Origin of the sequence: Funiculus sociatus GB2-C1, from assembly GCF_039962115.1 — a bacterium.
Lineage (GTDB): Bacteria > Cyanobacteriota > Cyanobacteriia > Cyanobacteriales > FACHB-T130 > Funiculus > Funiculus sociatus.
In genome coordinates, this window is the sequence record NZ_JAMPKJ010000017.1 from 51,271 (window position 1) to 73,271 (window position 22,001).

The following is a 22,001-nucleotide window of genomic DNA, read 5'->3' on the forward strand; positions in this document are numbered from 1 at the left end:
ATCTGTCCATGTCGCAGAAAAACGAAACGACAGTTCTAGTCTTAGCCCTCCTGATAACGGCTGGGTTGTTAGGCGGCGGGTTCTGGTGGTTTACCAATCGGTCTGGTGTAAATTTGGGTGGTAAGCCCATTAATGCAACCAACCAATCTGCACAATCTACAGTTGAAACTTTTGCTCAGGTTCAAGGCGTTCCATCGGGACTATTTAGTTACGGTGGTAGCACAACTTGGGCCCCAATTCGTAAAGAAGTAGACTGGGGAATCCAAACTGTTTGGCCTAAGTTTGTCCTGCGCTACACCGATCCTACCAGCGGTGCGCCTGGATCTGGTGCTGGCATCAAAATGCTATTAAATAATCAGCTCGCCTTTGCACAATCTTCGCGCTCAATTAAAGATGAAGAATATCAGCAGGCACAACAACGGGGTTTTACTCTCAAAGAAATACCCGTAGCGATTGATGGAATTGCGATCGCAGTGAATCCAAATCTCAACATCCCCGGTCTTACCATCGCCCAACTCAAAGACATTTACACAGGCAAAATAACCAACTGGCAGGAAGTCGGTGGTTCTAATCTTTCCATTAAACCTTACTCTCGTCGCATTGAAGAAGGAGGCACAATCGAATTCTTTGCAGAAAACGTCTTACAAGGACAGAACTTTGGTGCCAACGTTCAGTTTATCGGCACGACAACCGAAGCCTTGAGAGAAGTAGCAACTAATCCAGGCAGCATCTACTACGCCTCAGCGCCGGAAGTAGTCGGTCAGTGTACCGTTAAACCCCTGCCGCTTGGTCGAACATCCGATCAACTGGTTCCTCCCTATCAAGAGCCTTTCGTACCCCTTGAACAATGCCCAACTCAGCGCAACGGCTTAAACTCCAGTGCCTTTCAAAGCGGTAAATACCCAATTACTCGCAATTTATTTGTCATTGTTAAACTAAATGGTCAACCAGACCAACAGGCAGGAGAAGCATACGCCAATTTATTGCTTACACAGCAAGGTCAACAACTGCTGGAAGAAGCTGGATTTGTCAGAATCCGCTGAAACCATTTTTTTACCACTGCAATCTACCCATGTCGCAAAAGAACGAAACACTGCTTCTACTTTTAACCCTCCTGATAACAGCTGGGTTATTAGGTGGCGGGTTCTTGTGGTTTACCAATCGGTCAAGCGTTGAATTGACTGGGAGGCGCATTAATGCAACCAATCAATCTGCACAATCCACATCTGAAACTTTTGGCTCTGTTCAAGGCGTTCCATCGGGACTAATTAGTTACGGTGGCAGCACTACTTGGGTACCTATCCGCAAAGATGTAGATTCAGCCATTCAAAGAACATGGCCTAAGTTCCAGTTGCGCTACACCAACCCCAGCAAGGGTGCCCCTAACTCTGAGACAGGTATTCGGATGTTATTAGAAAATCAACTGGACTTTGCTCAGTCTTCAGTTCCTATTCCAAACAAATATTATCAGCAAGCGCAACAACGTGGTATTAGCCTTAAAGAGATAGCAGTCGCGATCGATGCTCTGGCAGTTGTTGTCAACCCTAGCTTAAACATCCCAGGTCTGACTGTAGAGCAGGTAGATAAAATTTACGAAGGCAAGATTATTAACTGGAATCAAGTCGGTGGCCCCAACCTTAAAATTAAGCCTTACAGTAAAGCCCAGCAAAAAGCCGATTCTCATATTGAATTTACGGCGACTACGACCGAGGCTCTACGCGGGGTAGCTAGAAATCCCGGAGGTATTTTCTACGCTTCAGCACCGCTACTGGTAACGCAGTGTAATGTTAAGCCGTTGCCGTTGGGCCGTAATGCTAATCAGCTGGTTTCCCCTTACAAAGAGCCATTGGTTCCTCTGTCTGAGTGTCCTGCTAAACGCAACCAACTGAATATTGATGCTTTCAAGAGCGGTCAATATCCGAATACTCGGCGGTTGTTTGTTATTGTCAAACAGAATGGTCAACTCGACGAGCAGGCAGGTGAAGCTTATGCCAAACTATTGCTGACAGCTCAAGGACAAAAATTGATCGCAAAAGCTGGATTTGTCAGAATCCGCTAACGCAGATTTTGAAGAGGATATCAATACAAAGCACCATACGCCAATAGTTAATTTAAAAATCAGCTCATGTCTCAGAAAAACGAAACACCTGTTCTGATATTGGCTCTTTTGATTACATCTGCATTATTAGGCGGCGGCTTCTGGTGGTTTACCAAACGCTCTGGCGTTGACGTGGGTAACTTGTCCAAACCCACCCCATCGGCAAGTCAACCCGCGCAACCCGATAATTCTGCCTCCAGTCCCCCAGTCAATCAAACCAATCAAACAGCACAATCGGCGGGTGAAGGCTTTGCCCAAGTGCAAAATGTCCCCACTGGGCTATTTAGCTATGGTGGTAGCACCTCGTTTGCACCGATTCGCCTTTCAGTAGACTCAGCTATACAAGCGGCGCGACCTGAGTTTAAATTGCGCTATGTTAATCCAACCAGTAGTTCCGCCGGATCTGGTACGGGCATCAAGATGTTAATAGATGGGAAACTTGATTTTGCCCAATCCTCCCGACCAATTCTTTCACAGGAATATCAACAAGCACAGCAACGCGGTTTTGGTCTGAAAGAATTTGCCATTGCCATTGATGGATTAGCAGTAGCTGTTAACCCAAATCTCGATATTCCAGGTTTGACTTTAGACCAGTTGAAATCTATCTACACTGGCAAGATTACCAACTGGCAAGAACTGGGTGGCCCGAATGTGGCAATAAAACCCTATACCCGCCCAAACCAGGGCGGCACAGTGGAACTATTTATCGAAGAAGTTTTGGCCAATGAAAAGTTTGGTACAAATGTTGAGTTTGTCCCTGACACTACTACCGCACTACGAAAACTCGCTGCTAACACTGGCGGAATTTATTTTGCTTCTGCGCCAGAGGTAGTGCCGCAGTGTAGCATTAAACCTTTGCCACTGGGCAGTAAAGCGGGTGAATTTGTGACACCCTATCAACAGCCTTTGGTATCTCCTCAAGAGTGTCCCGATAAACGCAATCAGCTCAATATTGCGGCTTTCCAAAACGGGCAATACCCGATTACTCGAAAGCTGTTTGTCGTAGTTAAACAGAATGGTCAGCGAGAGCAACAAGCTGGAGAAGCTTATTCTAACTTTTTACAGACGCAGAAGGGTCAGGAACTGATTAGCGACATTGGATTTGTCCGCATCCGCTAAATAATAGCTAATAGCTATTATTTATAATTCGTCATAGCCCAACAACTAAAGGCTAGGAGCTAGAGCTAGCGAATAGCTGTTAAGTAGAGTCACTTAATTACTTGTAGGATGGGTAGAGCGATCGCGAAACCCATCAAACCTTTACCAATGTTTGATTTCCTGCCTCAAATGCCACCCATCAAAAGGCCGGGAAACAAAGCACCACGGGCGTAGACTGCCCAACCTACACGATGATATCGGTTAGTTTGGTTCTCCAACTTAGCTATTAGCTAGTTGTTATTATTGGAACCCAAAGTAGATATCGGTAAACACAGCAAATTATCTCCTTGTGTTCGGATTAATCCCTTTTGGCGTAACTTGCCCATTAACCGAGTCACGGTTACGCGAGTGGAACCAATAGCACTGCCAATTTGGGCATGAGTCAGAGGAAATGGCAGACAGTAACCGTTTTCATATGGTTCGCCGAATTCTTCAATTAACAGGGTCAAAAATCCCAAAAGTCGGTCAATTGTCCGCCTTTGTCCCAGCGTACTCAGCCACAGCAGCTTGCGCTGATGCTGATAGCGAAAGGCATCAAATACCTCTCGGCGAAAATGCGGCCAGTTGTCCAGGTCATGCCAGTACATCCACACCACAGAAGTTTGATCGACGTGGGCGTAAGCCTGGAGTGTAAATGGTGACTGCGCCACAATTTCAAATGGCTGTCCGGCACCAACAAAGCCTAAAAAAGCTTCTTCTGGACTCAAACGCATGGCTTTAGCAGCAGAATTACTGGTGGTAGCAGTAATTTGAGCTGTACCTACCAAGCGGATAGCACCCCTCTGCACTAAATACAACAGTCCTGGTCTGGCCGGAATCCGTTCGTCTTTGGTGAAAGTTCGATATCGATAATGTTCCTGCGCCCAGTCAAGAATTCTTTGCCAGGTTAAAAAGGGGCGAGATACCTCTGATGTGGAGGATGGTGAATGCATATAACGCAGCGATAATCTTTTATAGATTCTACCAAGATTTCAATGTAGCAAAAAATACTTGCTGCGGCTTCAGCTAAAATTAGAAATTATTCTCAAATAACTCTTCCATTAGATAGACGTAAAAACGATACTGATAATTAGGTTACGCCATTACAAACCTGCGAGGATCAAGGTGAGTTTATCAAACATTGGCTGCGCTAGTCTTCAGCATCTGCTGATTATTCAGCTACAGACAGCTATCGGTTTGTACAGAGAAAGAGAAACTTTGTATACACAAGCACAACAATTGTCTACAGCTGAGGAAAATTTGTCTTTGAGTGTTGGGTTGATGGCTGGGGAGGCAATTCCTTTAAAGCGATTTTGGCATACGGGCATTCTATACAGGTCGAGCGTAGCGCTGAAACTTGCACCCCTGTGGAACCTGCCAGCTCTGGAAATTGCTGCTGGCTTGGCTAAATATCTCTGTGCCACTACCGATACAAATCAGGAAAATATAACTTTACAAAGTTTTACAATTCAAGTTACTCCTCCCGGTTTAATTGAATTCCAACTAACCGATCGGGGAATGGCACTTTGCTTGCAGTTCTTGGTGAACAGAGACAGTGGGCAATTCCCAATTCCCAATTCCCAATTCCCAATTCCCAATTCCCAATCCTTATCAAGTTTCCCTATACAGTACGCCCATGCTCGTTGCTGCTCTCTGCTGCGCTTAGGAGAGCGGGAAGGTTTAATCCGGCTAGGTGTTCCGGCTCTGAGGATAGTCGAGCCAGACGTGATTCCTTGGCTGAATGAAGATTCCGTCCGCTTAGTTGATCCAACAGAACGCTCTTTGATTGCTCAGGTGCTGGGGTTGTTAGATGAATTGGACGGATGGGGTCAACCCGACTGGGTGAAACTGGCGATCGCTTTGAGTCAAACTTGGGAAAGCTTCTACCGTGAGTGTCGCATTTTTGGTGAAGTGAAGACCCAGACACCGCATCTGGCTCAAGCCAGATTAGGTTTAGTGGCGGCTACTGGCTCCATTTTGCGATCGCTGTTGCAAAATCGGTTATTCATCCTAGCACCGACAGAACTTTGATCGGAAAAAAGTATACCTAAAGGTAGAAAATTTGCTCAAGGGGAGTGACAAATTAAATTAAGTCGAATACTATTGCTCTTGTGTGAGGAGCGAACCAGATAGGGGAACCGAGACGAAACACGGCCAGTCGTCGGTTCCCTTTCTGATTTGTAGGGTAAGAATTAAAAATAAAGCAATTCAATGGTTGGATGACATAAATAGTAGGAGCATAGCAATGCCATGCCCCTACCGAAGGTAAGAACTGCCATATATTCCACCCAACTGAGAAACGCTATAAAAATTGAAGAGAATTTAAAGGGATGGGCGGGCAAGATGCCCACCTGACCAGAATCGAAAGATATTTTTAAAGTAGGAACTTCTCAATTGCGGTAGCAGCACCGTCTTGCTCAACACTGGGAGCTACCCAAGTAGCGATCGCTTGAACGTCTGCGGGTGCATTACCCATCGCTACACCAATTCCAGCGTATTCCAGCATCTCGAAATCATTAAAATTATCCCCAATGGCCATCACATTACTGGCTTCCAGTCCCAGTATCTCTTCAGCTAAGTAGCGCACCGCCGTTCCTTTATTAACGCTGGGGTGAGTTGCTTCAAAGAAAGTCGCCACCGATGTAGTTAAGTACAGTTCAGCCGGGGTGTAACGCGATCGCAACGTACCCATCAGGTTGTCAATTACGGCAGTATCCTCACACAGAGCCAAAACTTTCGTCGGTTCAGTATTTAAAACGTTACGCAGGTCGCCTACAGCGATAGGCTGGATACCAGAACGCTCTGAGTAAGCTTGTGTAGCTGGCGTAATTTCCCGGACATAAAGCTGGTCGTTGATATAGAAGTGGATAGAAAGTAGCGATCGCAACTCTGGTTCCTCAAAGTAATCCAACAACTGCAACACTAATGGTTTAGAGACAGGACAATGCCTGAGAACTTGGTTTTGTGCAGGATCTTGAATCCATGCCCCTTGATACGCCATCACAGGCAGCGTCGAGCCGACTTGCTGATGGAAGCGCAAAGTAGAACGATACATCCTCCCAGTCGCGATCGCTATCTGAATGCCCTTCGCCTGGGCGGCACGAATCGCCTGGAGTACAGGTTCCCGGATATCGTTGGATACACCAGCAATGGTGCCATCGATGTCTAGCACCAGTAATCGAATAGCATCAGAGTTTACACTGGGCAAGCTTCCCGCACTTACCTGGTTAGCAGAAGAAGGTTTTGGCATAAGTTGTTAATTATTCCTTGTTCGTTGTTAGAGTAACCAAACCTCTGAAAACTAACAACTAAAAACTAATAACTCCTTAAAGGCCATGACCGAGGCAAAAAATCGCTTTCGTGCCAGTCGTCGGGTTTTATATGTCACCCTTTGGCTTACATTGTTCATTTTGTCAGTCAAAGTTTCAGCCGCATGGGTGACGCAAAGTCTCAGTCTCTTAGCAGAGTCGCTGCATACCCTGATTACCAGCTTCAGTACCCTACTGAGTTTGCTCGCCGTTGCTGCACCTAACCGTCTGGCAGGGCGCGAAATCTATGGTCATAGCAAACTGGAAAGCTCAGCAACACTAATACTGGTGGCATTTTTGGGCTTTGCCTGTACAAATTTATTGGGGATGTCCGCCCAGCAACTGATAGCTGTCACTAATGCAGCCGATCTACCATTTCCCACCCGGGTAAGTCTACCCCTGATTCAAATCCTATCCGCACTTGCAGGCGTTACTATCCTCTTGGCTTTCTTAAACATCCACCAAGCCAAAGTGTTGAATAGCCCTACCCTACGTTTCAATGCTAACCAGCTGCTCAAGGATGTGTTGCTGACACTCGCCGTGGTGCTGTGTTTAGTAGGAGTTTTGTGGGGTGTGTTCTGGCTGGATCTGCTGCTGGCAGTTTTATTGGTAATCCAGACAGTGAGAAGTTGTTGGTACATGGTGAACTGGCAGTTACCACTGATGGTGCAACAAAGCGCGATCGCTCCTGAAGTTTTGGCTCAAATTGCCCGTCAGGTTGGCGGTGTCACCCACTGCTACCACATTGAGTCGCGGGGAATTGTGGGGCGCTTAGTATTTGTACAGATGCACCTGATTCTGCATCCAGACTTTGTGGAAGTTGCCTCCCAGATTGCCGAACGTATCGAATTAGCCATTAGAGAACGCTACGGCCCCATTCAAGCCATCTTCTACATTGATGACTATCTGCGAGAGCCTCCCGGCACCAGTCTGCCAAATCAGCCCTCAGAGGTCGATGGTAGAAGCGATCGCCACGATGAGACACACAGCCAAAATTAATTGAGCATCAGTTCAACTAAAACACCGAATTATTACTGATTCGCGTCAGGACTGCATTGCTGCGCTTATCGCGTAGCAAGCTCTGCCTCGTGCGTATCGCCAATTTATGCTTGCGTTTTCAGCTCAGGAGAAGCAATTATTCCAGTCTGGATAACACCCATTTCTAGTGTTTGACACTTGTTGAACAAAAAGTATTATCCGCAAAAACTCTTACAACTTCTCAGCAAATTTACTGATATTTCTTAGATAAAAACTCTTTTTTCAGGAAACTGTCTCCCGCTAAAAAATAAATATGAATTACTTTTACTGTAGTCAGCGAAATTACCGATGTTTTTTAAATAACGCTTTTCTTTAAACTGAGGAAATTACTGCTGGAAAAATCAATAATAATCAGTAAATTAGTAAGTAGATTCGGGCTTTGCGTAAATGTCGAAAGAGTATGAAGAGTTAAACAAGACTTGCAAGACTTGTAGACATTCAACTGCAAAGTCAGATATTAATAGAGAAGAAAAGCAAATCACTTCAACATCGGTTCTCTAAAAAAAAATAACTCAATTTTTTTTTAGGTTATATGCCGATTAAATGAGGTGAAGTCGTTCATCGCCTTGGTAGAGGTACTTAAATGAAAACCAAACTATTTACTACACTGTTTGCCGCTGCTGCTGCCCTGACCGGCGTCATCTCTGCAACTGCTCCTGCATCCGCTCAAATTAACTGGGGTCCTAATTCTTTAGATAGCGCGCCTACAAAGAAGACATTGAGTCAATCTTCTGATGCTTTGAACATTCAAAATCTTTTGAAGGGCTTAAACACTCAGCTCAACAAGACTCAAGAGAAAAACGCATTCCCTGACTTAAGCCTTCTAGGAGGTAAATCGTTTGATCTGAGCAAGTTAACAGTGAAAAATAACACTGATATTCGCGCTTACTTTGTCAATGAAGGCGCGGATTATAACAATCAGTTGGGTTATCAAGCGCTTGACACTAACGGCAACGTTGCCAAAGAAGGGCTGGCTTTTTGGGAACTCAACAGCACCGATAGCATTAGAGAAAACGACATTAGTTATACCAATCTCAAGCAAGGAGACTGGGTAAGCTTAGGCAGCTTCAGCAAAGGTACGACTCTGAATTTCCAGTTGAATGCCAATAGCTTATACGGCACACAAAACTCATACGGTATCTACAATTCTGTTTCTAGTGCTGCTAACCCAGATGGACTACAGCACGCCAAAGGCTATATGTTTGACTCTCGTTACCTAGTAGTTGGTTTCGAGGATTTGTATGGAGATGGCAGCTGGACTGGCGTAACTCCAGCATCTGACCGCGACTTCAACGACACTGTGTTCATCGTCGATTTGGGTGAAGGCGGTTTTGCAAGCGTACCTGAGCCTTCTGCAACCTTAGCGCTAGCGGGAATGAGCCTTGTTGGTATGTTTGGGGTGCGTCGCCGCCGCAACAGCCAAATCAACGGCTAATCTGCTGATACATCGCTGATGTTTATGTAAGTTTGATTAGTCAACACCCATTTTTTCTAGCCTGCTGTTGCGGGCTTTTTCCATTAGAGGTAATATTTGCAGCCGCAGTAGGTATGGTTGCCAGCAATCGCAGTCACCGCAACCAAGTTGATTAATTGGTTGTTGGAGCGTTCCTGAAGGATCTATAGTCAAAAAGCCGTTGAATATACCACTCAACGGCTTTTTGCTGTGAATTATCAATCTGAACCATATAAAAAACCGAATAAGTTTGCAAGCGGCTAGATAAAATAAGGCTATGTCTCAATCCACCTCTGCCTCATCCCAAAACCGACCTCTACTCATCCTAGTAGATGGTCACTCGTTAGCCTTCCGCTCCTACTTTGCGTTTGCCAAAAGTCGGGATGGGGGCTTAAAAACAAAAACAGGTATTCCTACGAGTGTCTGCTTTGGCTTCCTCAAGTCCTTGCTGGAGGTGATAGCATCTCAGCATCCGCAGGCGATCGCGATCGCATTTGACCTCGGCTTACCCACTTTCCGCCACGAAGCCGACGACACATACAAAGCCGACCGAGCCGAGACACCAGAAGATTTTATCACCGACCTAAAAAATCTCCACGAACTTTTGGATGCCTTGAATCTACCGATTCTCACCTCTGGTGGCTATGAGGCAGATGATGTCTTGGGGACTTTGGCAGTTCGGGCAAGTGCTGCGGGTTACAGTGTCAAAATCGTTACAGGTGATAGAGATTTATTTCAACTGGTTGACACCGCAAAGGAAATTAACGTTTTATATCTCGGTCAAACCTTCTGGCAACGCACCAGCACCGCAGGGCCAGTAGAATTTGGCCCAGAGGAAGTAAAACAGAAGCTAGGAATACTACCAGAGCAGGTTGTCGATTACAAAGCTCTCTGCGGAGATAGCTCCGATAACATCCCCGGCGTTAAGGGAATTGGCGACAAGACGGCGGTGAAGCTGCTTACAGATTATGGCTCTCTAGACGGGATTTATGCTTCCTTAGATGAGATTAAAGGAGCAGTCAAGCAGAAACTGGAAACTGGAAAACAAGAGGCCTATCGCTCCCAGCACTTGGCGAAAATAGTTCTTGATGTTCCTCTGGATTTTAGTTTAGAAGACTCCCATTTGAAGGGATTTGATGCCCCTGTCTTGAAGCAGCAGCTGGAAAAGCTAGAGTTAAACAAATTTTTAAGCAAAATCAGCGAAATCCAGCTAGCGTTTGGTGGTACAGATGAGGAACCTAATGTAGAGCAGGTTTCTAGCTTGCTAGAGGAAAAGGGTGGGCAGAAACCAGAGGATGCTCAACTGGAAGATGAAGACGGCGACCTGTGGTTTTTCAGTGCAGCGGACACCGAAGCGGCTGCAAAGACAGACAAAAATGCTGCTAGCACGATTACACCCCAAATTATTGATACTCCAGAAAAACTAACTCAACTGGTAAACCAGCTGAAAACTTGTACTGACTCAGCTTCGCCTGTGGCTTGGGATACGGAAACTGATTCCCTAGAGCCGCGAGATGCTTCTTTAGTGGGGATTGGCTGCTGTTGGGGAACCGAACAATCGGAAATTGCCTACATCCCTACTGCACATAAATCAGGCTCAAACCTGGATAAAACAACTGTTTTAGAAGCTTTGCGTCCAATTTTGGAAAGTAATGATTATCCCAAAACGTTGCAAAATGCCAAGTTTGACCGCTTGGTATTACGCTTTCAGGGAATTAAGCTTTCCGGAGTCATCTTTGACACGATGCTTGCTAGTTACGTACTAAATCCAGAAGATAGCCACAACCTCGGCGATTTAGTTCTGCGCTACTTGGGGCTACAAATAAGTAATTATACGGATGTAGTGCCAAAAGGCAAGAATATTGCCGATCTGGATATTCAGACTGTAGCTTACTACTGCGGGATGCAGGTTTATGCAACATTCCAGTTGGTGCCAAAACTAAGAGAAAAACTGAAGCAAGTTGAAGCTCTCCACAAGCTGCTGCTGGAAGTAGAACAACCTCTAGAACCAGTCTTAGCCCAGATGGAATACACGGGCATCCGGATTGATGTGGGATATCTCAAAGAACTCTCGCAACAGATGGAACCAGATTTAGAGGCGATTAAGCAGAAAGCTTATAACTCCGTACCCCGTAATATCTTCAATGAGTACGTCGAAAAACTCTTGTCACAGTTGGAACCAGATTTTGAGGCGGTTAAGCAGAAAAAATACGACTCTGTAGCCAGTCCTATTTTTAAGGCTTATCTCAAAAAAACCTCACAAAGCAAGGAAACGGATTTAGCAGCGATTAGGCAAAAAGTTTACGAGACCGAACCCAGCGTTATTTTAAATTTGAACTCGCCTGCTCAGTTGAGTGAATTGCTGTTTGAGATAGTCAAGCTGGAAAAAAAGAAGTCTCGCAAAACCCCAACAGGGCTTTACTCCACCGATGTCTCCGTTTTGGAAAAATTGCAAGGAGATCATCCAATTATTGATGCTCTCTTAGAGTACCGCACCCTATACAAGCTTTATTCTACCTATGTGGAAGCGATACCAAAGCTGGTGCGTAGCGATACTCAGCGAGTACATACTGATTTCAATCAGGCGCTTACTGATACTGGGCGGCTGTCTTCTTCTAATCCAAATTTACAGAATATTCCCATCGGCACGGAATTTAGTCGGCGGATTCGCAGAGCATTTTTACCAGAACCGGGTTGGTTACTGCTTGCTGCTGACTATTCGCAAATCGAGTTGCGAATTTTGGCTCACCTGAGCAAAGAGCCAGTGTTAGTTGAAGCATATCGGCAAAATGAGGATATCCACAGCGTTACTGCTCGGCTGTTATTTGAGAAGGACACAATAACATCCGAGGAACGCCGCTTAGGGAAGATTATAAACTTCGGCGTGATTTACGGGATGGGTGCGGCGCGGTTTGCGCGGGAAGCTGGAGTAAAGGCGACAGAGGGTAGACTGTTTATCGATCGCTTCAACGAGCGTTATCGCAAAGTTTTTGATTATTTGGAGCAAGTCAAGAGGGAAGCGATCGCGCACGGCTACGTTGAAACTATTTTAGGTCGTCGTCGCTACTTTAATTTCGAGGGCGGCAGTCTCCGCAAGCTCAAAGGTAGCAACCCGGATGATATCAAACTTGATGAATTCCGGCGGTTAGGACAATCTGATGCCCAACTTTTGCGAGCAGCTGCTAACGCACCGATTCAGGGTTCTAGCGCCGATATCATCAAAATTGCGATGGCGCAATTGCACGAAGTTTTACAGAATTATCAGGCACGTTTGCTGTTACAAGTTCACGATGAATTAGTGTTTGAAGTTCCTCCCTCGGAGTGGGAAGAATTACAGATGAAGATTCGTTCCACAATGGAAAATGCTGTTTCTTTGAGCGTTCCTCTATTAGTTGATGTTCGTGCTGGACAAAACTGGATGGAAACGAAGTAAATCTACATCTATAATTAAATATAGCGTTTCTTGATCGCATGAGTTACACCAAAACTCCTACGATAGCAAGCATTCCAACCTGTCAGTTTGTACCTCGGTAGATTGAGAACCGCTATAGTTAGAATGTGACTAATAAAAATTAAGGAATCAGTAGCTAACTGGTTTATGTTTTTGTAGGTTCAGGGTTCAAGAGTCCTACCTTGCATACGCTTTGTGTGAAGCTATCTTCGTAGCGATCGCGCCTATCCCATAGCGATCCAGAGCAAACGCATCTTATTTCTGAAATGCTTACTAGACAAGGGCTTCAAGCATTTAGTATTTATCATTATCAAGTTATCAAATCCTTACGGGGAAGGAAATCCAGAATTTAGATGCGTTTGCCCTGCATAGCGATCCGAGTAGAGCGATCGCTATTCCACTCTTGAACAATGAACGACTGATACCATTTCCCTGTCTGCCATGAATCCGTCTATTGCCCTTTGTTTTTCTAGCGTCAGGGAAGCGGTGCGTTAGCACGGGGTTGGGGACTCGTAAATGTGGCATCAAAACAGTGATTTGGTATGACAACTAATAACTGTAGCGGTGCGGCATTGCCGTACTCCTACCAACTACAACTCTCAACCAATAGTTTAATTTCACTGACCTATTTATAACTTCCAGTTCTTGGCTTTTGCGTTCCCAGTCTGCTCGCCTAGCAGCAACCCTAGCTTCTACAATCTCTGCAAACTATGTCGGGTAAGGCTTTTTCCTATTGGGTTTGCTCAGCACTAACAGTCAATTACCTACCTAAGCATAGTCTGGACGCAAGAACGCAATTCTTAGGCTAGGGTTAAGTTTTAATAAACTATTTAAAATTGTATGTCCCAAAAACAGATAGGCTATAGTTTTTCATATTAATAAAAATTTAATAACTTTTAATATTGTTTCTTAATTGGTGTAAAGTAAGGTTTTTAGCTTGAGTTAAAATACTCTGATCCTCAAATAGAACCGTAATTTTATAAACTTTTTATAAAGTTATTTTAGTTATTTTATATAAAATTTATATTACGAAATTAAGATCAGAAAATTTACTGATGAAAAAAATCTCATTAATTCTGTATACTTCGTGACATAGGCAGTATTTGAACTAATTTAATAAAAATGAAAGCCACTACATTAAGTTTGGCAAAGATTGTTCAGTTAATAGATTTAGTCAGCCAGCGACAAGGAACGGGGAAATTGCTCCTTGTTAGTGGCGATAAGTTGCAAAACAATACGCCAAGCGATTCGCCGACCGAGGTGCTAAGCCAGAGCGATCGTCAATGGCACTTATACTTCTTTCAAGGGCATCTTTTTTATGCCACTGACAGCCACCACTGCTTCCGCCGTTGGCAAAGGGCGTTGAAGCAATCCTGTCCTGAGTTTGCCCCTGAGGTGTCTTTTGCTAATCAACCTTGGGAGTACCAGGTGCTGGAGGAAGGCATTAAAGAAGGTAGCCTAAATCTAAATCAAGTCAAGGCTATTGTTCAAACCAACGCTTTAGAGGTGTTTTTTGAACTGGTTAGTTATCCAGCCCCTCTTACCAGCCATTGGCAACCGTGCAAACTATCAACTGCTCCCATAGCTTTGCTTCCAGCAAAACAAGTTTTTCAAAAAGCTCAACAAATGTGGGAACAGTGGCAAGCGAAAGATTTAGGACAAATTTCCCCTAACCTGGCACCTGTTTTAAAACAATCTCCTCAAAAACCAAATCAAGATTCTAAAGAAGCTTCTTTAAGCCTAATTCAGCTGCTCAATAGTCAAAACACCCTTTTGGATATTGCTTATCAGCTGCGGCAACCTGCGTGGGCAGTGACACTATCCTTACTTACCTTGGTTCGTAAGAATCTTGTGGAATTCAAAGAAGTTCCAGATTTACCCAAACCCGTTTCACAAAAGCAAAAGCCTGCTGCTATAAAAGTGGGTGCATCTCCAACGCCAAATCTCTGTGGCCCTTTAATTGCCTGTATTGATGATAGTCCAGTTATTGGTCAGGTATTAGAAAAAATCCTCATACCCGCTGGATATCGGCTGTTGAAGATAACTGAGCCGTTGCAACAGATGGGTATCCTCGCGAAGCAAAAGCCAGACTTAATTTTCCTAGACTTAGTAATGCCGGATGCTAACGGCTATAGCCTTTGTGCCTTCTTACGCCAGACGCCAATATTTCAGAAAACGCCGATTATTATCCTCACCAGTCGGGACAACCTAATTAACCGCAGCCAAGCCAAACTTACTGGGGCTGTAGATTTTTTAAGCAAGCCACCAGAACCGAAAAAAGTGCTGCAAGTCATTCAAAAGTATCTAGCTCCAGAAAAGACACCAAGATCTGCTTTGAAATCATCAGCAGCCAACGCAGGTGGAGCGGAAGTAGTGATGAAACAAAGTTTAAACGGCGCTAGTTAAAAACCGTATTAAATAAAAAGTTTATTAAAAGTAAAGCTTGTAGAAATTTGTACTTTTAATAATATTTTAATGCTGGTTATTCTGATAGATGTAGTAACACGCTAGAATCATCTTCCCTAAGAGGTTAACACCATGCCTACTGCTTTAGTTGTTGAAGATACTTTAACTGAAAGAGAAATTTTTAGTAGCTGTTTGCGGCGGGGCGGATTAAATGTTTTGACAGCTAATAACGGAGAAGAAGCCTTAGAAAAAATTCTGGCTTATAAACCTGATGTCATCATTCTAGACGTGGTGCTGCCAGGTCGTAGTGGATTTGAACTATGCCGCGAGCTGAAAGCTGATGCAGAAACTAACAAAATTCCAGTTGTAATGTGTTCCACGAAAGGAACTGATATGGATAAATTCTGGGGTCTGAAACAAGGAGCAGATGCTTACATCCCCAAGCCAGTGGATCAAGAAGAACTGTTGCGTACTGTTAAGCAATTAATTAAAAATTAGCGTTCGCCCTTACTAAAGGGCAAGGAGACAAGCAATGGAATCGGAGTTGTTGTCCACAAACACGACTTTAGCTGAGCTATTTAAAACTCATACCCCAGGACATACAGCAGTTGTGGGACAGCAGTTTTTGCGGTTCCATCTTTTGCCTGATACTACAGCGCTCTTACCTGTGCATCAGATGACGGAAGTATTGACCATTCCCATAAATCAAATTGTGCCTATTCCTCATCTGCCAGCTTGGATAATGGGAGTTTATAACTGGCGTGGTGAGATTTTATGGATGGTAGATTTGGGGCGCTTGGTAGGACTAACCCCTTTATATCAACACGCAATTAGCCGCTCAACCTACACAGTAATTGTGATTCATAGCGCACAGCAAGTGTTAGTAAAACAGCGAATAGGTACCCAAATTACGGGTAGAAAAATGCTGGGACTGGTGGTTAATCAAGTGGAAGATATGGAATGGTGCGATCCAAATTTAATCCAATCTCCCCTTCAATCGGCTGTAACTCTTGAACTGCTGCCATTTTTACGAGGTTATTGGATAAAATCCACTGGAGAGATGTTGGTAGTTTTAGACAGCGAATCAGTTTTTGCGGGAATGCCCAACCAAAAATGTTAATCTTTTTAACCAATTTATTTTTTGAATTTAGTTGGTTTTACCCTATTAAATTCTCAATTTATTAGCCCAGTCAAATAGCCATAATTCTCTATAGCTGAGAGAACTTTCATATATGCATCAACCATCCGATCCTCAACCTAACACAACAAAAGTCACAACTAACGGTCGCGGTCGCCTAAATGGTCGCAAAGTAACTGCTAAGCATCAAGAGCCTATTCCTCTTAAACTAACTGCTACTCAACAAGACTTTAACGAATACCAGAGCCTTGAGCAAAATGCAGATAACTTGGTGAGGGATGGACTAGAGCAAAAAAAACAAGAAAAACCTAGTCAGCAGCCGCAAAAACTAAGTTTACCAAAAAAAAGCTCCACCCTCCGCAGCCAATTGCTAACAACAATCCTACCTGTGGTATTGGCACCTCTGGCTATAGCTGGAGCGGCGTTCTGGGCAATAAATAACTATCAGGCAGCTCGTAGCACTGACTCAAAGTTATGGAATGACGCTATGCTATCCTCCGACCTAGCTGGCAGCAAGGTTAAGGATGCTTTTACCGTTCCATCCTCTTTAGCAGAAAATCCTTTAATTATTAATGCTGCTCGCGCTGCTACTAAATCAACCCAAACCGTTCAACCTAATCAGTTAACACCTTCTCAAGCAAAGGTGAATTTGGCAGTTCCAAAACCACCCCAGCCTAGCCCAACATTAAATTATTATTTGCAGGCAACCGCGAAAAAACAGAATTTTCCCGAATTATTGTTTACCGACCAAAATGGGTTAGTTGTTGCTTCAGCGGCTCCTGTTGAAAATACTGTCCAGAGTGGCAATGAATGGTGGCAAAAAGCAAAAAGTGAAGGTCAGTGGATTAGTGAATTTAAGCTTGAGCAAGGCAGAAATCCTAGTATTGAACTGAGCAACGCAATTAAAGATCCAAATTCAGGCGAATTTCTAGGTGTCATTAAGAGTGTAATGACTGCTGCCAACTTTGACGATTTGGCAGAGCCTTTAAAACATATAGGTCTCAGCGCATCGGAAAAAATTCAGATTTTAGCTCCTGCAAGCAAAGCCGTTATCAGCACAATAACGCCTAATGGCACTATTGGTAACGCAGAGCTGCTAGGGGGTGAGCCGATTTTCCAAAAGGCAACAGCTCTGTTAGAAGAACTAAAAGCACAAAAAACTGTTTTTGGAGAAAAGCCAAGTTTAGGGAGAAAGCCTAGCTATTTTACTACTAGAGATCAACTCCAAGGACTAACTATTATTCCCTTTGTTCACGAACAAGGACAGTTAGTTTTAAGCACCTCCTTCAATTACGACGACAGAAAGTATACCCTTGCCGTCGTTCCCGGCATAGACTTAGTCAGCGTAACCTCGATTGAGCTTTCTGAGATTGGAGCCGCAGGGAATGAGCATGGCCTAATATTTGTCCTAATTTTCCTCACCCTAGGAGCAGTTGGTACAGGGATTGTAGTGAGCTTAGCACGCCGTTGGTCTGCACCTTTAAAAGAATTAACGGGTACATCAGAGCAGCTAGCGGCTGGAAATTTGGATGCCTACGTTGAACCTCGCGGTACTGCGGAAACCCAAACTTTGGCTCTTAGCTTTAATAACCTGGTGGCTAGAGTCAAAGACTTGTTACGCAAACAAGAATTTGAAGCAAAACGGGCAAAGTTATTTGCTGAGATCTCCACCAGCGCTAGAGAATCGCTAGATGTCAAGGAGGTATTTGAAAAAGCAGTTACTGGCGCTCAACAAATCCTCAACGCGGAACGAATGTTCCTGTATCGCTTCAACCCGGACTGGAGTGGGAATGTAGTTGCTGAAGCAGTGGCACCCAGTTGGCCTTCGTGCTTGAATAAGGTAGTTAATGACACCTACTTTACACAATCAGACGTAGGAGTAGAACTATACCGCAATGGTCGTGTCTTTGTCATTGATAACATTTACAAAGCCAATCTCAATCCTTGCCATATCAGGTTGTATGAGGAATTTGGCATCAAGGCTAATATAATTACGCCAATTGTCAGCGGCGATAAACTACTAGGCTTGATGTGTACCCAGCAGTGTTCATCTCCTCGAAATTGGCAGCAATATGAAGTCGATTTCTGCACGCAGTTGTCCACTCAAGTGGGGCTAGCTTTAGACCGGATTAGCTATTTAGAAAAAAAACAAGCTGAAGCCAAACAGCAAGAAGTTGAAGCCAAGCGCATACAACTGTCTGCTGATATTGCTACCAGCGCGAGGGAAACTTTAGATGTCAAGGAGGTTTTCCAGAAAGCAGTTACTGGCGTTCAACAAATCCTCAATGTAGAACGGGTGTTTCTGTATCGGTTCAACGCTGACTGGAGTGGGGATATTGTCGCCGAAGCAGTTGCACTTGGTTGGCCTTCTTGCCTGAAGATGCAAGTTAGTGACACATACTTCACCGACTCTAATGTGGGAGTAGAACGGTATCGTAATGGTCGCATATTTGTCATTGATGACATTTACAAAGCCAATCTCACGGATTGTCACGTAGAGTTGTATGAGCGACTAAAAATCAAGGCCAATATAATCACGCCGCTAGTTAGTGGCGACAAGTTATTAGGCTTGATGTGTACGCAGCAATGCTCATCTTCTCGGAATTGGCAGCAGTATGAAGTTGACTTTTGTACGCAGTTATCTACCCAAGTAGGCTTAGCTTTAGACCGTATCAATTTCCTCAAACAGAAGGAAGCTGAAGCCAAACAGCAAGAAGTTGAAGCCAAGCGCATACAGCTGTGTGCCGACATTGCTACCAGTGCGAGGGAAACTTTAGATGTTAAAGAGGTGTTTGAAAAAGCGGTGACAGGCGCTCAACAAATCCTCAATGCAGAACGGGTATTCTTATATCGTTTCAACCCGGACTGGAGTGGAGTTGTGGTCGCTGAAGCGGTGATGCCAGGTTTGCCTTCGTGCCTGCAAATTAAGGTGACAGATACCTACTTCACCGACTCTAATGTGGGAGTAGAACTGTATCGAAATGGGCGCGTATTTGTCATTGATGACATTTACAAAGGCAAACTCACCCCTTGTCACATTGAATTGTATGAGCGATTAAAAATCAAGGCAAACGTAATTACGCCGATTGTCAGCGGCGATAAACTACTGGGATTGATGTGTACCCAGCAGTGTTCATCTGCTCGGAATTGGCAACAGTATGAACTCGATTTCTGCACTCAGTTGTCTACTCAAGTAGGATTAGCTTTAGACAGGATAACTTTCCTAGAACAGAAGGAATTTGAAGCCAAACAACAAGAAGTCGAAGGCAAGCGAATACAACTATGTGCCGACATTGCTACTAGCGCTAGGGAAACTCTAGACGTAAAGGAGGTTTTTGCGAAAGCAGTTACTGGCGCTCAACAAATCCTCAACGCGGAGCGAGTATTCCTGTATCGATTCAATCCAGACTGGAGTGGAGATGTTGTTGCTGAAGCAATGATATCAGAATTGCCGACCTGTATGAACCTGACCATTACTGACACCTACTTTACCGATTCACAGGTGGGGATAGAGAGGTATCGTAAGGGTCGTGTATTTGTCATCAATGATATTTATCAAGCCAATCTGACGGGTTGCCACATTGAGTTGTATGAGCGATTAAAAATCAAGGCAAACGTAATTACGCCGATTGTCAGCGGTGATAAACTACTCGGCTTAATGTGTACCCAGCAGTGTTCAACGTCTCGCAATTGGCAGCAGTATGAAGTTGACTTTTGCACGCAGTTGTCCACTCAAGTCGGGCTAGCTCTAGATAGGATCAATTTCCTGAAACAAAAGGAAGCTGAAGCGAAACAGCGAGAAGTCGAAGCCAAGCTAACACAACTGTTTGCAGACATTGCCAATAGTGCGCGTGAATCTCTAAATGTCCAAGAGGTTTTCGACAAAGCAGTTGTTGGCGCTCAACAAATTCTCAATGCAGAACGAGTGTTCCTGTATCGCTTTAACCCGGACTGGAGTGGAATTGTGGTTGCGGAAGCGATGATGCCGGGATTGCCGAGTTGCATGAATATAAAAGTTGCTGATACCTACTTCACCGACTCGCAGGAGGGGGTAGAACTGTATCGTCAGGGTCGTGTATTTGTCATTGATGATATCTATCAATCGAATCTCACGCCTTGTCACATTGAGTTGTACGAGCGATTAAAAATCAAAGCCAATGCGATCGCCCCGATTGTCAGCGGTGATAAACTACTGGGGTTGATGTGTGTCCAGCAGTGTTCATCTCCTCGGGTTTGGCAGCAGTCGGAAGTCGCCATCTGCACGCAGTTGACTACTCAAGTCGGCTTAGCGATAGACCGGATTGGTTACTTGGAACAGAAGGAAGCTGAAGCCAAGCGATCGCAACTTTTATCAAATATTACGCTTCGCATTCGCGAATCTCTTAAGCTGGAGGACATCCTTAGCACAACAGTCGAAGAGGTGCGACACGCATTTAACACAGAGCGATTGATCGTCTATCGCTTCGATGCTAACTGGGATGGGACAGTGATCGCAGAATCTGTGGAAACGGGTTGGATGCCCACTCAAGGAGTCAAAATTGAAGACACCTGCTTGAAAGAAACGAGCGGGGGAAGCTACAACAAGGGGCGCATCCGTGCCATTGACGATATTTATCAAGCTGGTTTGAACGATTGTCACATCAAGATGTTGGAGCGCCTTCAAGTCAAGGCCAACTTGGTCGCGCCGATTATGTTAGACAACGAGCTATTCGGCTTGATGATTGCTCATCAGTGTTCCAAAGCTCGCACTTGGCAGAAGGGTGAAATCGATTTGTTCATGCAGTTGGCAACTCAAGTAGGTCTTGCGCTGAACCAAGCAACTCTCGTAGAACAGATTCAAACTTTGCTGGCAGCTCAAGAGGAAGCTACCCGTCAACAAGCTGAAAATGCCCAACAGCAAAGGTTAGCGAAGGAAGCCCTACAAAGACGGGCGCTGGAACTGCTCTTGGAAGTAGATCCGGTGAGTAAAGGCGACCTTACCATTCGGGCGCAAGTGACTGAGGATGAAATCGGCACTATTGCTGACTCCTATAATGCGACGATCTCTAGCTTGCGGAAAATCGTCAATCAGGTGCAAACCGCCGCTAAACAAGTGACAGCAACTACCAGTAGTAATGAAGTTTCTGTCCAAGAGCTATCGACAGAAGCCCTGCGGCAAACTGAAGAAATTTTAGCGGCGCTGGATCGAATTCAGGAAATGTCCAGCTCAATTCGAGCGGTTGCCGCTAATGCTGAACAAGCGGAGGCTGCTGTGCAACAAGCTACCCAAATTGTGAAAGAAGGTGACGCTGCCATGAACCGGACGGTGAACGGAATTTTGGCAATTCGGGAAACCGTAGCAGAAACCTCTAAAAAGGTCAAGCGTTTGGGCGAATCTTCGCAAAAGATTTCCAAAGTGGTGAACCTAATTGGCACCTTTGCTGCCCAAACCAACTTGTTGGCGTTGAATGCTTCTATCGAAGCTGCCCGCGCTGGAGAAGAAGGTCGAGGCTTTGCTGTGGTTGCGGATGAAGTGCGATCGCTTGCTCGACAATCTGCGGCAGCAACGGCTGAAATTGAAAAGTTGGTAGCAGGCATTCAGGCGGAAACTAATGAGGTGGTTGCAGCGATGGAATCTGGCACCGAGCAGGTGGTAACAGGTACGAAGCTGGTGGATGAAGCCCGCCAGAACCTGAATAAAATTACTGCTGCCAGTGTCCAGATCAGCTCCTTGGTGGAGGCGATCGCTCAAGCTGCGGCGGTGCAGTCCAAAGCTTCCGATGAAGTTACTCAAACAATGAGCAACGTAGCAGCGATCGCCAATAAAACTTCAACAGGAGCTACTGAAGTATCCGCCTCCTTTAAGGAACTGCTGGCGTTGGCTCAAGAACTGCAAGCTAACGTTGGTAAATTCAAAGTGCAATAAGGGTTGAGAGTTGAAAGGTTGAAGGTTATCCCATAGTTGAAAGTTGAAAGGTTGAAGGTTTTAAATA

14 protein-coding genes are annotated in these 22,001 nt (G+C 44.8%); 11 read left to right on the top strand and 3 right to left on the bottom strand.

Annotated elements, in window-relative coordinates; translation table 11 throughout:
* The first annotated feature begins 8 nt into the window (after positions 1-8).
* The 3 genes from NDI42_RS10650 (at position 9) to NDI42_RS10660 (ending at position 3,217) form a co-directional block, all read left to right on the top strand.
* Positions 9-1,043, top strand: coding sequence for a PstS family phosphate ABC transporter substrate-binding protein (locus NDI42_RS10650; RefSeq protein WP_190452519.1), 1,035 nt, complete (start codon positions 9-11; stop codon positions 1,041-1,043).
* Between the two features lie 29 nt (positions 1,044-1,072).
* Positions 1,073-2,059, top strand: a complete 987-nt coding sequence (locus NDI42_RS10655) for a PstS family phosphate ABC transporter substrate-binding protein (protein WP_190452523.1) — start codon at positions 1,073-1,075, stop codon at positions 2,057-2,059.
* A gap of 66 nt (positions 2,060-2,125) precedes the next feature.
* Complete coding sequence (locus NDI42_RS10660) at positions 2,126-3,217, top strand: PstS family phosphate ABC transporter substrate-binding protein (protein ID WP_190452525.1); 1,092 nt, start codon at positions 2,126-2,128, stop codon at positions 3,215-3,217.
* Positions 3,218-3,486: 269 nt separating this feature from the next.
* Here NDI42_RS10660 and NDI42_RS10665 read toward each other — a convergent pair whose 3' ends face one another.
* On the bottom strand, positions 3,487-4,188 hold the full coding sequence (locus NDI42_RS10665; RefSeq protein ID WP_190452528.1) for a Crp/Fnr family transcriptional regulator: 702 nt from the start codon (positions 4,186-4,188) through the stop codon (positions 3,487-3,489).
* Positions 4,189-4,360: 172 nt separating this feature from the next.
* Here NDI42_RS10665 and NDI42_RS10670 point away from each other — a divergent pair, with 172 nt between their 5' ends.
* Entirely contained in the window at positions 4,361-5,266 is a 906-nt protein-coding gene (locus NDI42_RS10670; RefSeq protein ID WP_190452530.1) for a DALR anticodon-binding domain-containing protein, read from the top strand.
* A 343-nt stretch (positions 5,267-5,609) separates the two neighbouring features.
* On the opposite strand, the gene NDI42_RS10675 is transcribed toward NDI42_RS10670, so the two are convergent.
* Positions 5,610-6,485 carry a Cof-type HAD-IIB family hydrolase gene (locus NDI42_RS10675; protein WP_190452532.1) on the bottom strand — a complete coding sequence of 292 codons (876 nt, stop codon included), beginning with the start codon at positions 6,483-6,485 and terminating at the stop codon, positions 5,610-5,612.
* Between the two features lie 85 nt (positions 6,486-6,570).
* Between NDI42_RS10675 and NDI42_RS10680 the strand changes: the two genes are divergently transcribed.
* Entirely contained in the window at positions 6,571-7,542 is a 972-nt protein-coding gene (locus tag NDI42_RS10680; protein ID WP_190452534.1) for a cation diffusion facilitator family transporter, read from the top strand.
* Positions 7,543-8,164: 622 nt separating this feature from the next.
* Positions 8,165-9,016, top strand: a complete 852-nt coding sequence (locus tag NDI42_RS10685; RefSeq protein ID WP_190444683.1) for a DUF4114 domain-containing protein — start codon at positions 8,165-8,167, stop codon at positions 9,014-9,016.
* 36 nt (positions 9,017-9,052) lie between these two features.
* Here NDI42_RS10685 and NDI42_RS10690 read toward each other — a convergent pair whose 3' ends face one another.
* Complete coding sequence (locus NDI42_RS10690) at positions 9,053-9,232, bottom strand: hypothetical protein (RefSeq protein ID WP_190452536.1); 180 nt, start codon at positions 9,230-9,232, stop codon at positions 9,053-9,055.
* Positions 9,233-9,311: 79 nt separating this feature from the next.
* On the opposite strand from NDI42_RS10690, the gene NDI42_RS10695 reads away from it, so the two are divergent.
* From NDI42_RS10695 to NDI42_RS10715, 5 genes are all read left to right on the top strand, one after another.
* The gene (locus tag NDI42_RS10695; protein WP_190452538.1) at positions 9,312-12,467 is read left to right on the top strand and encodes a DNA polymerase I; all 3,156 of its coding nucleotides are present in this window, start codon (positions 9,312-9,314) and stop codon (positions 12,465-12,467) included.
* Between the two features lie 1,140 nt (positions 12,468-13,607).
* Positions 13,608-14,891: a response regulator gene (locus tag NDI42_RS10700; protein ID WP_190452540.1), complete on the top strand. Its 1,284-nt coding sequence runs from the start codon at positions 13,608-13,610 to the stop codon at positions 14,889-14,891.
* Between the two features lie 132 nt (positions 14,892-15,023).
* A complete protein-coding gene (locus NDI42_RS10705; protein ID WP_190422746.1) occupies positions 15,024-15,389 on the top strand; it encodes a response regulator transcription factor in 366 nt (121 codons plus the stop codon).
* A gap of 34 nt (positions 15,390-15,423) precedes the next feature.
* The gene (locus NDI42_RS10710; RefSeq protein WP_190452542.1) at positions 15,424-16,011 is read left to right on the top strand and encodes a chemotaxis protein CheW; all 588 of its coding nucleotides are present in this window, start codon (positions 15,424-15,426) and stop codon (positions 16,009-16,011) included.
* A 112-nt stretch (positions 16,012-16,123) separates the two neighbouring features.
* On the top strand, positions 16,124-21,934 hold the full coding sequence (locus tag NDI42_RS10715; RefSeq protein WP_190452550.1) for a GAF domain-containing protein: 5,811 nt from the start codon (positions 16,124-16,126) through the stop codon (positions 21,932-21,934).
* Positions 21,935-22,001: the final 67 nt, after the last annotated feature.

What these genes read in the sequence shown, in the direction of transcription:
- NDI42_RS10650 (WP_190452519.1), top strand. Translation starts at nt 9, where the DNA reads ATGTCGCAGAAAAACGAAACGACAGTTCTAGTCTTAGCCCTCCTGATA.
- NDI42_RS10655 (WP_190452523.1), top strand. Translation starts at nt 1,073, where the DNA reads ATGTCGCAAAAGAACGAAACACTGCTTCTACTTTTAACCCTCCTGATA.
- NDI42_RS10660 (WP_190452525.1), top strand. Translation starts at nt 2,126, where the DNA reads ATGTCTCAGAAAAACGAAACACCTGTTCTGATATTGGCTCTTTTGATT.
- NDI42_RS10665 (WP_190452528.1), bottom strand. Translation starts at nt 4,188, where the DNA reads ATGCATTCACCATCCTCCACATCAGAGGTATCTCGCCCCTTTTTAACC.
- NDI42_RS10675 (WP_190452532.1), bottom strand. Translation starts at nt 6,485, where the DNA reads ATGCCAAAACCTTCTTCTGCTAACCAGGTAAGTGCGGGAAGCTTGCCC.
- NDI42_RS10680 (WP_190452534.1), top strand. Translation starts at nt 6,571, where the DNA reads ATGACCGAGGCAAAAAATCGCTTTCGTGCCAGTCGTCGGGTTTTATAT.
- NDI42_RS10685 (WP_190444683.1), top strand. Translation starts at nt 8,165, where the DNA reads ATGAAAACCAAACTATTTACTACACTGTTTGCCGCTGCTGCTGCCCTG.
- NDI42_RS10695 (WP_190452538.1), top strand. Translation starts at nt 9,312, where the DNA reads ATGTCTCAATCCACCTCTGCCTCATCCCAAAACCGACCTCTACTCATC.
- NDI42_RS10700 (WP_190452540.1), top strand. Translation starts at nt 13,608, where the DNA reads ATGAAAGCCACTACATTAAGTTTGGCAAAGATTGTTCAGTTAATAGAT.
- NDI42_RS10705 (WP_190422746.1), top strand. Translation starts at nt 15,024, where the DNA reads ATGCCTACTGCTTTAGTTGTTGAAGATACTTTAACTGAAAGAGAAATT.
- NDI42_RS10710 (WP_190452542.1), top strand. Translation starts at nt 15,424, where the DNA reads ATGGAATCGGAGTTGTTGTCCACAAACACGACTTTAGCTGAGCTATTT.
- NDI42_RS10715 (WP_190452550.1), top strand. Translation starts at nt 16,124, where the DNA reads ATGCATCAACCATCCGATCCTCAACCTAACACAACAAAAGTCACAACT.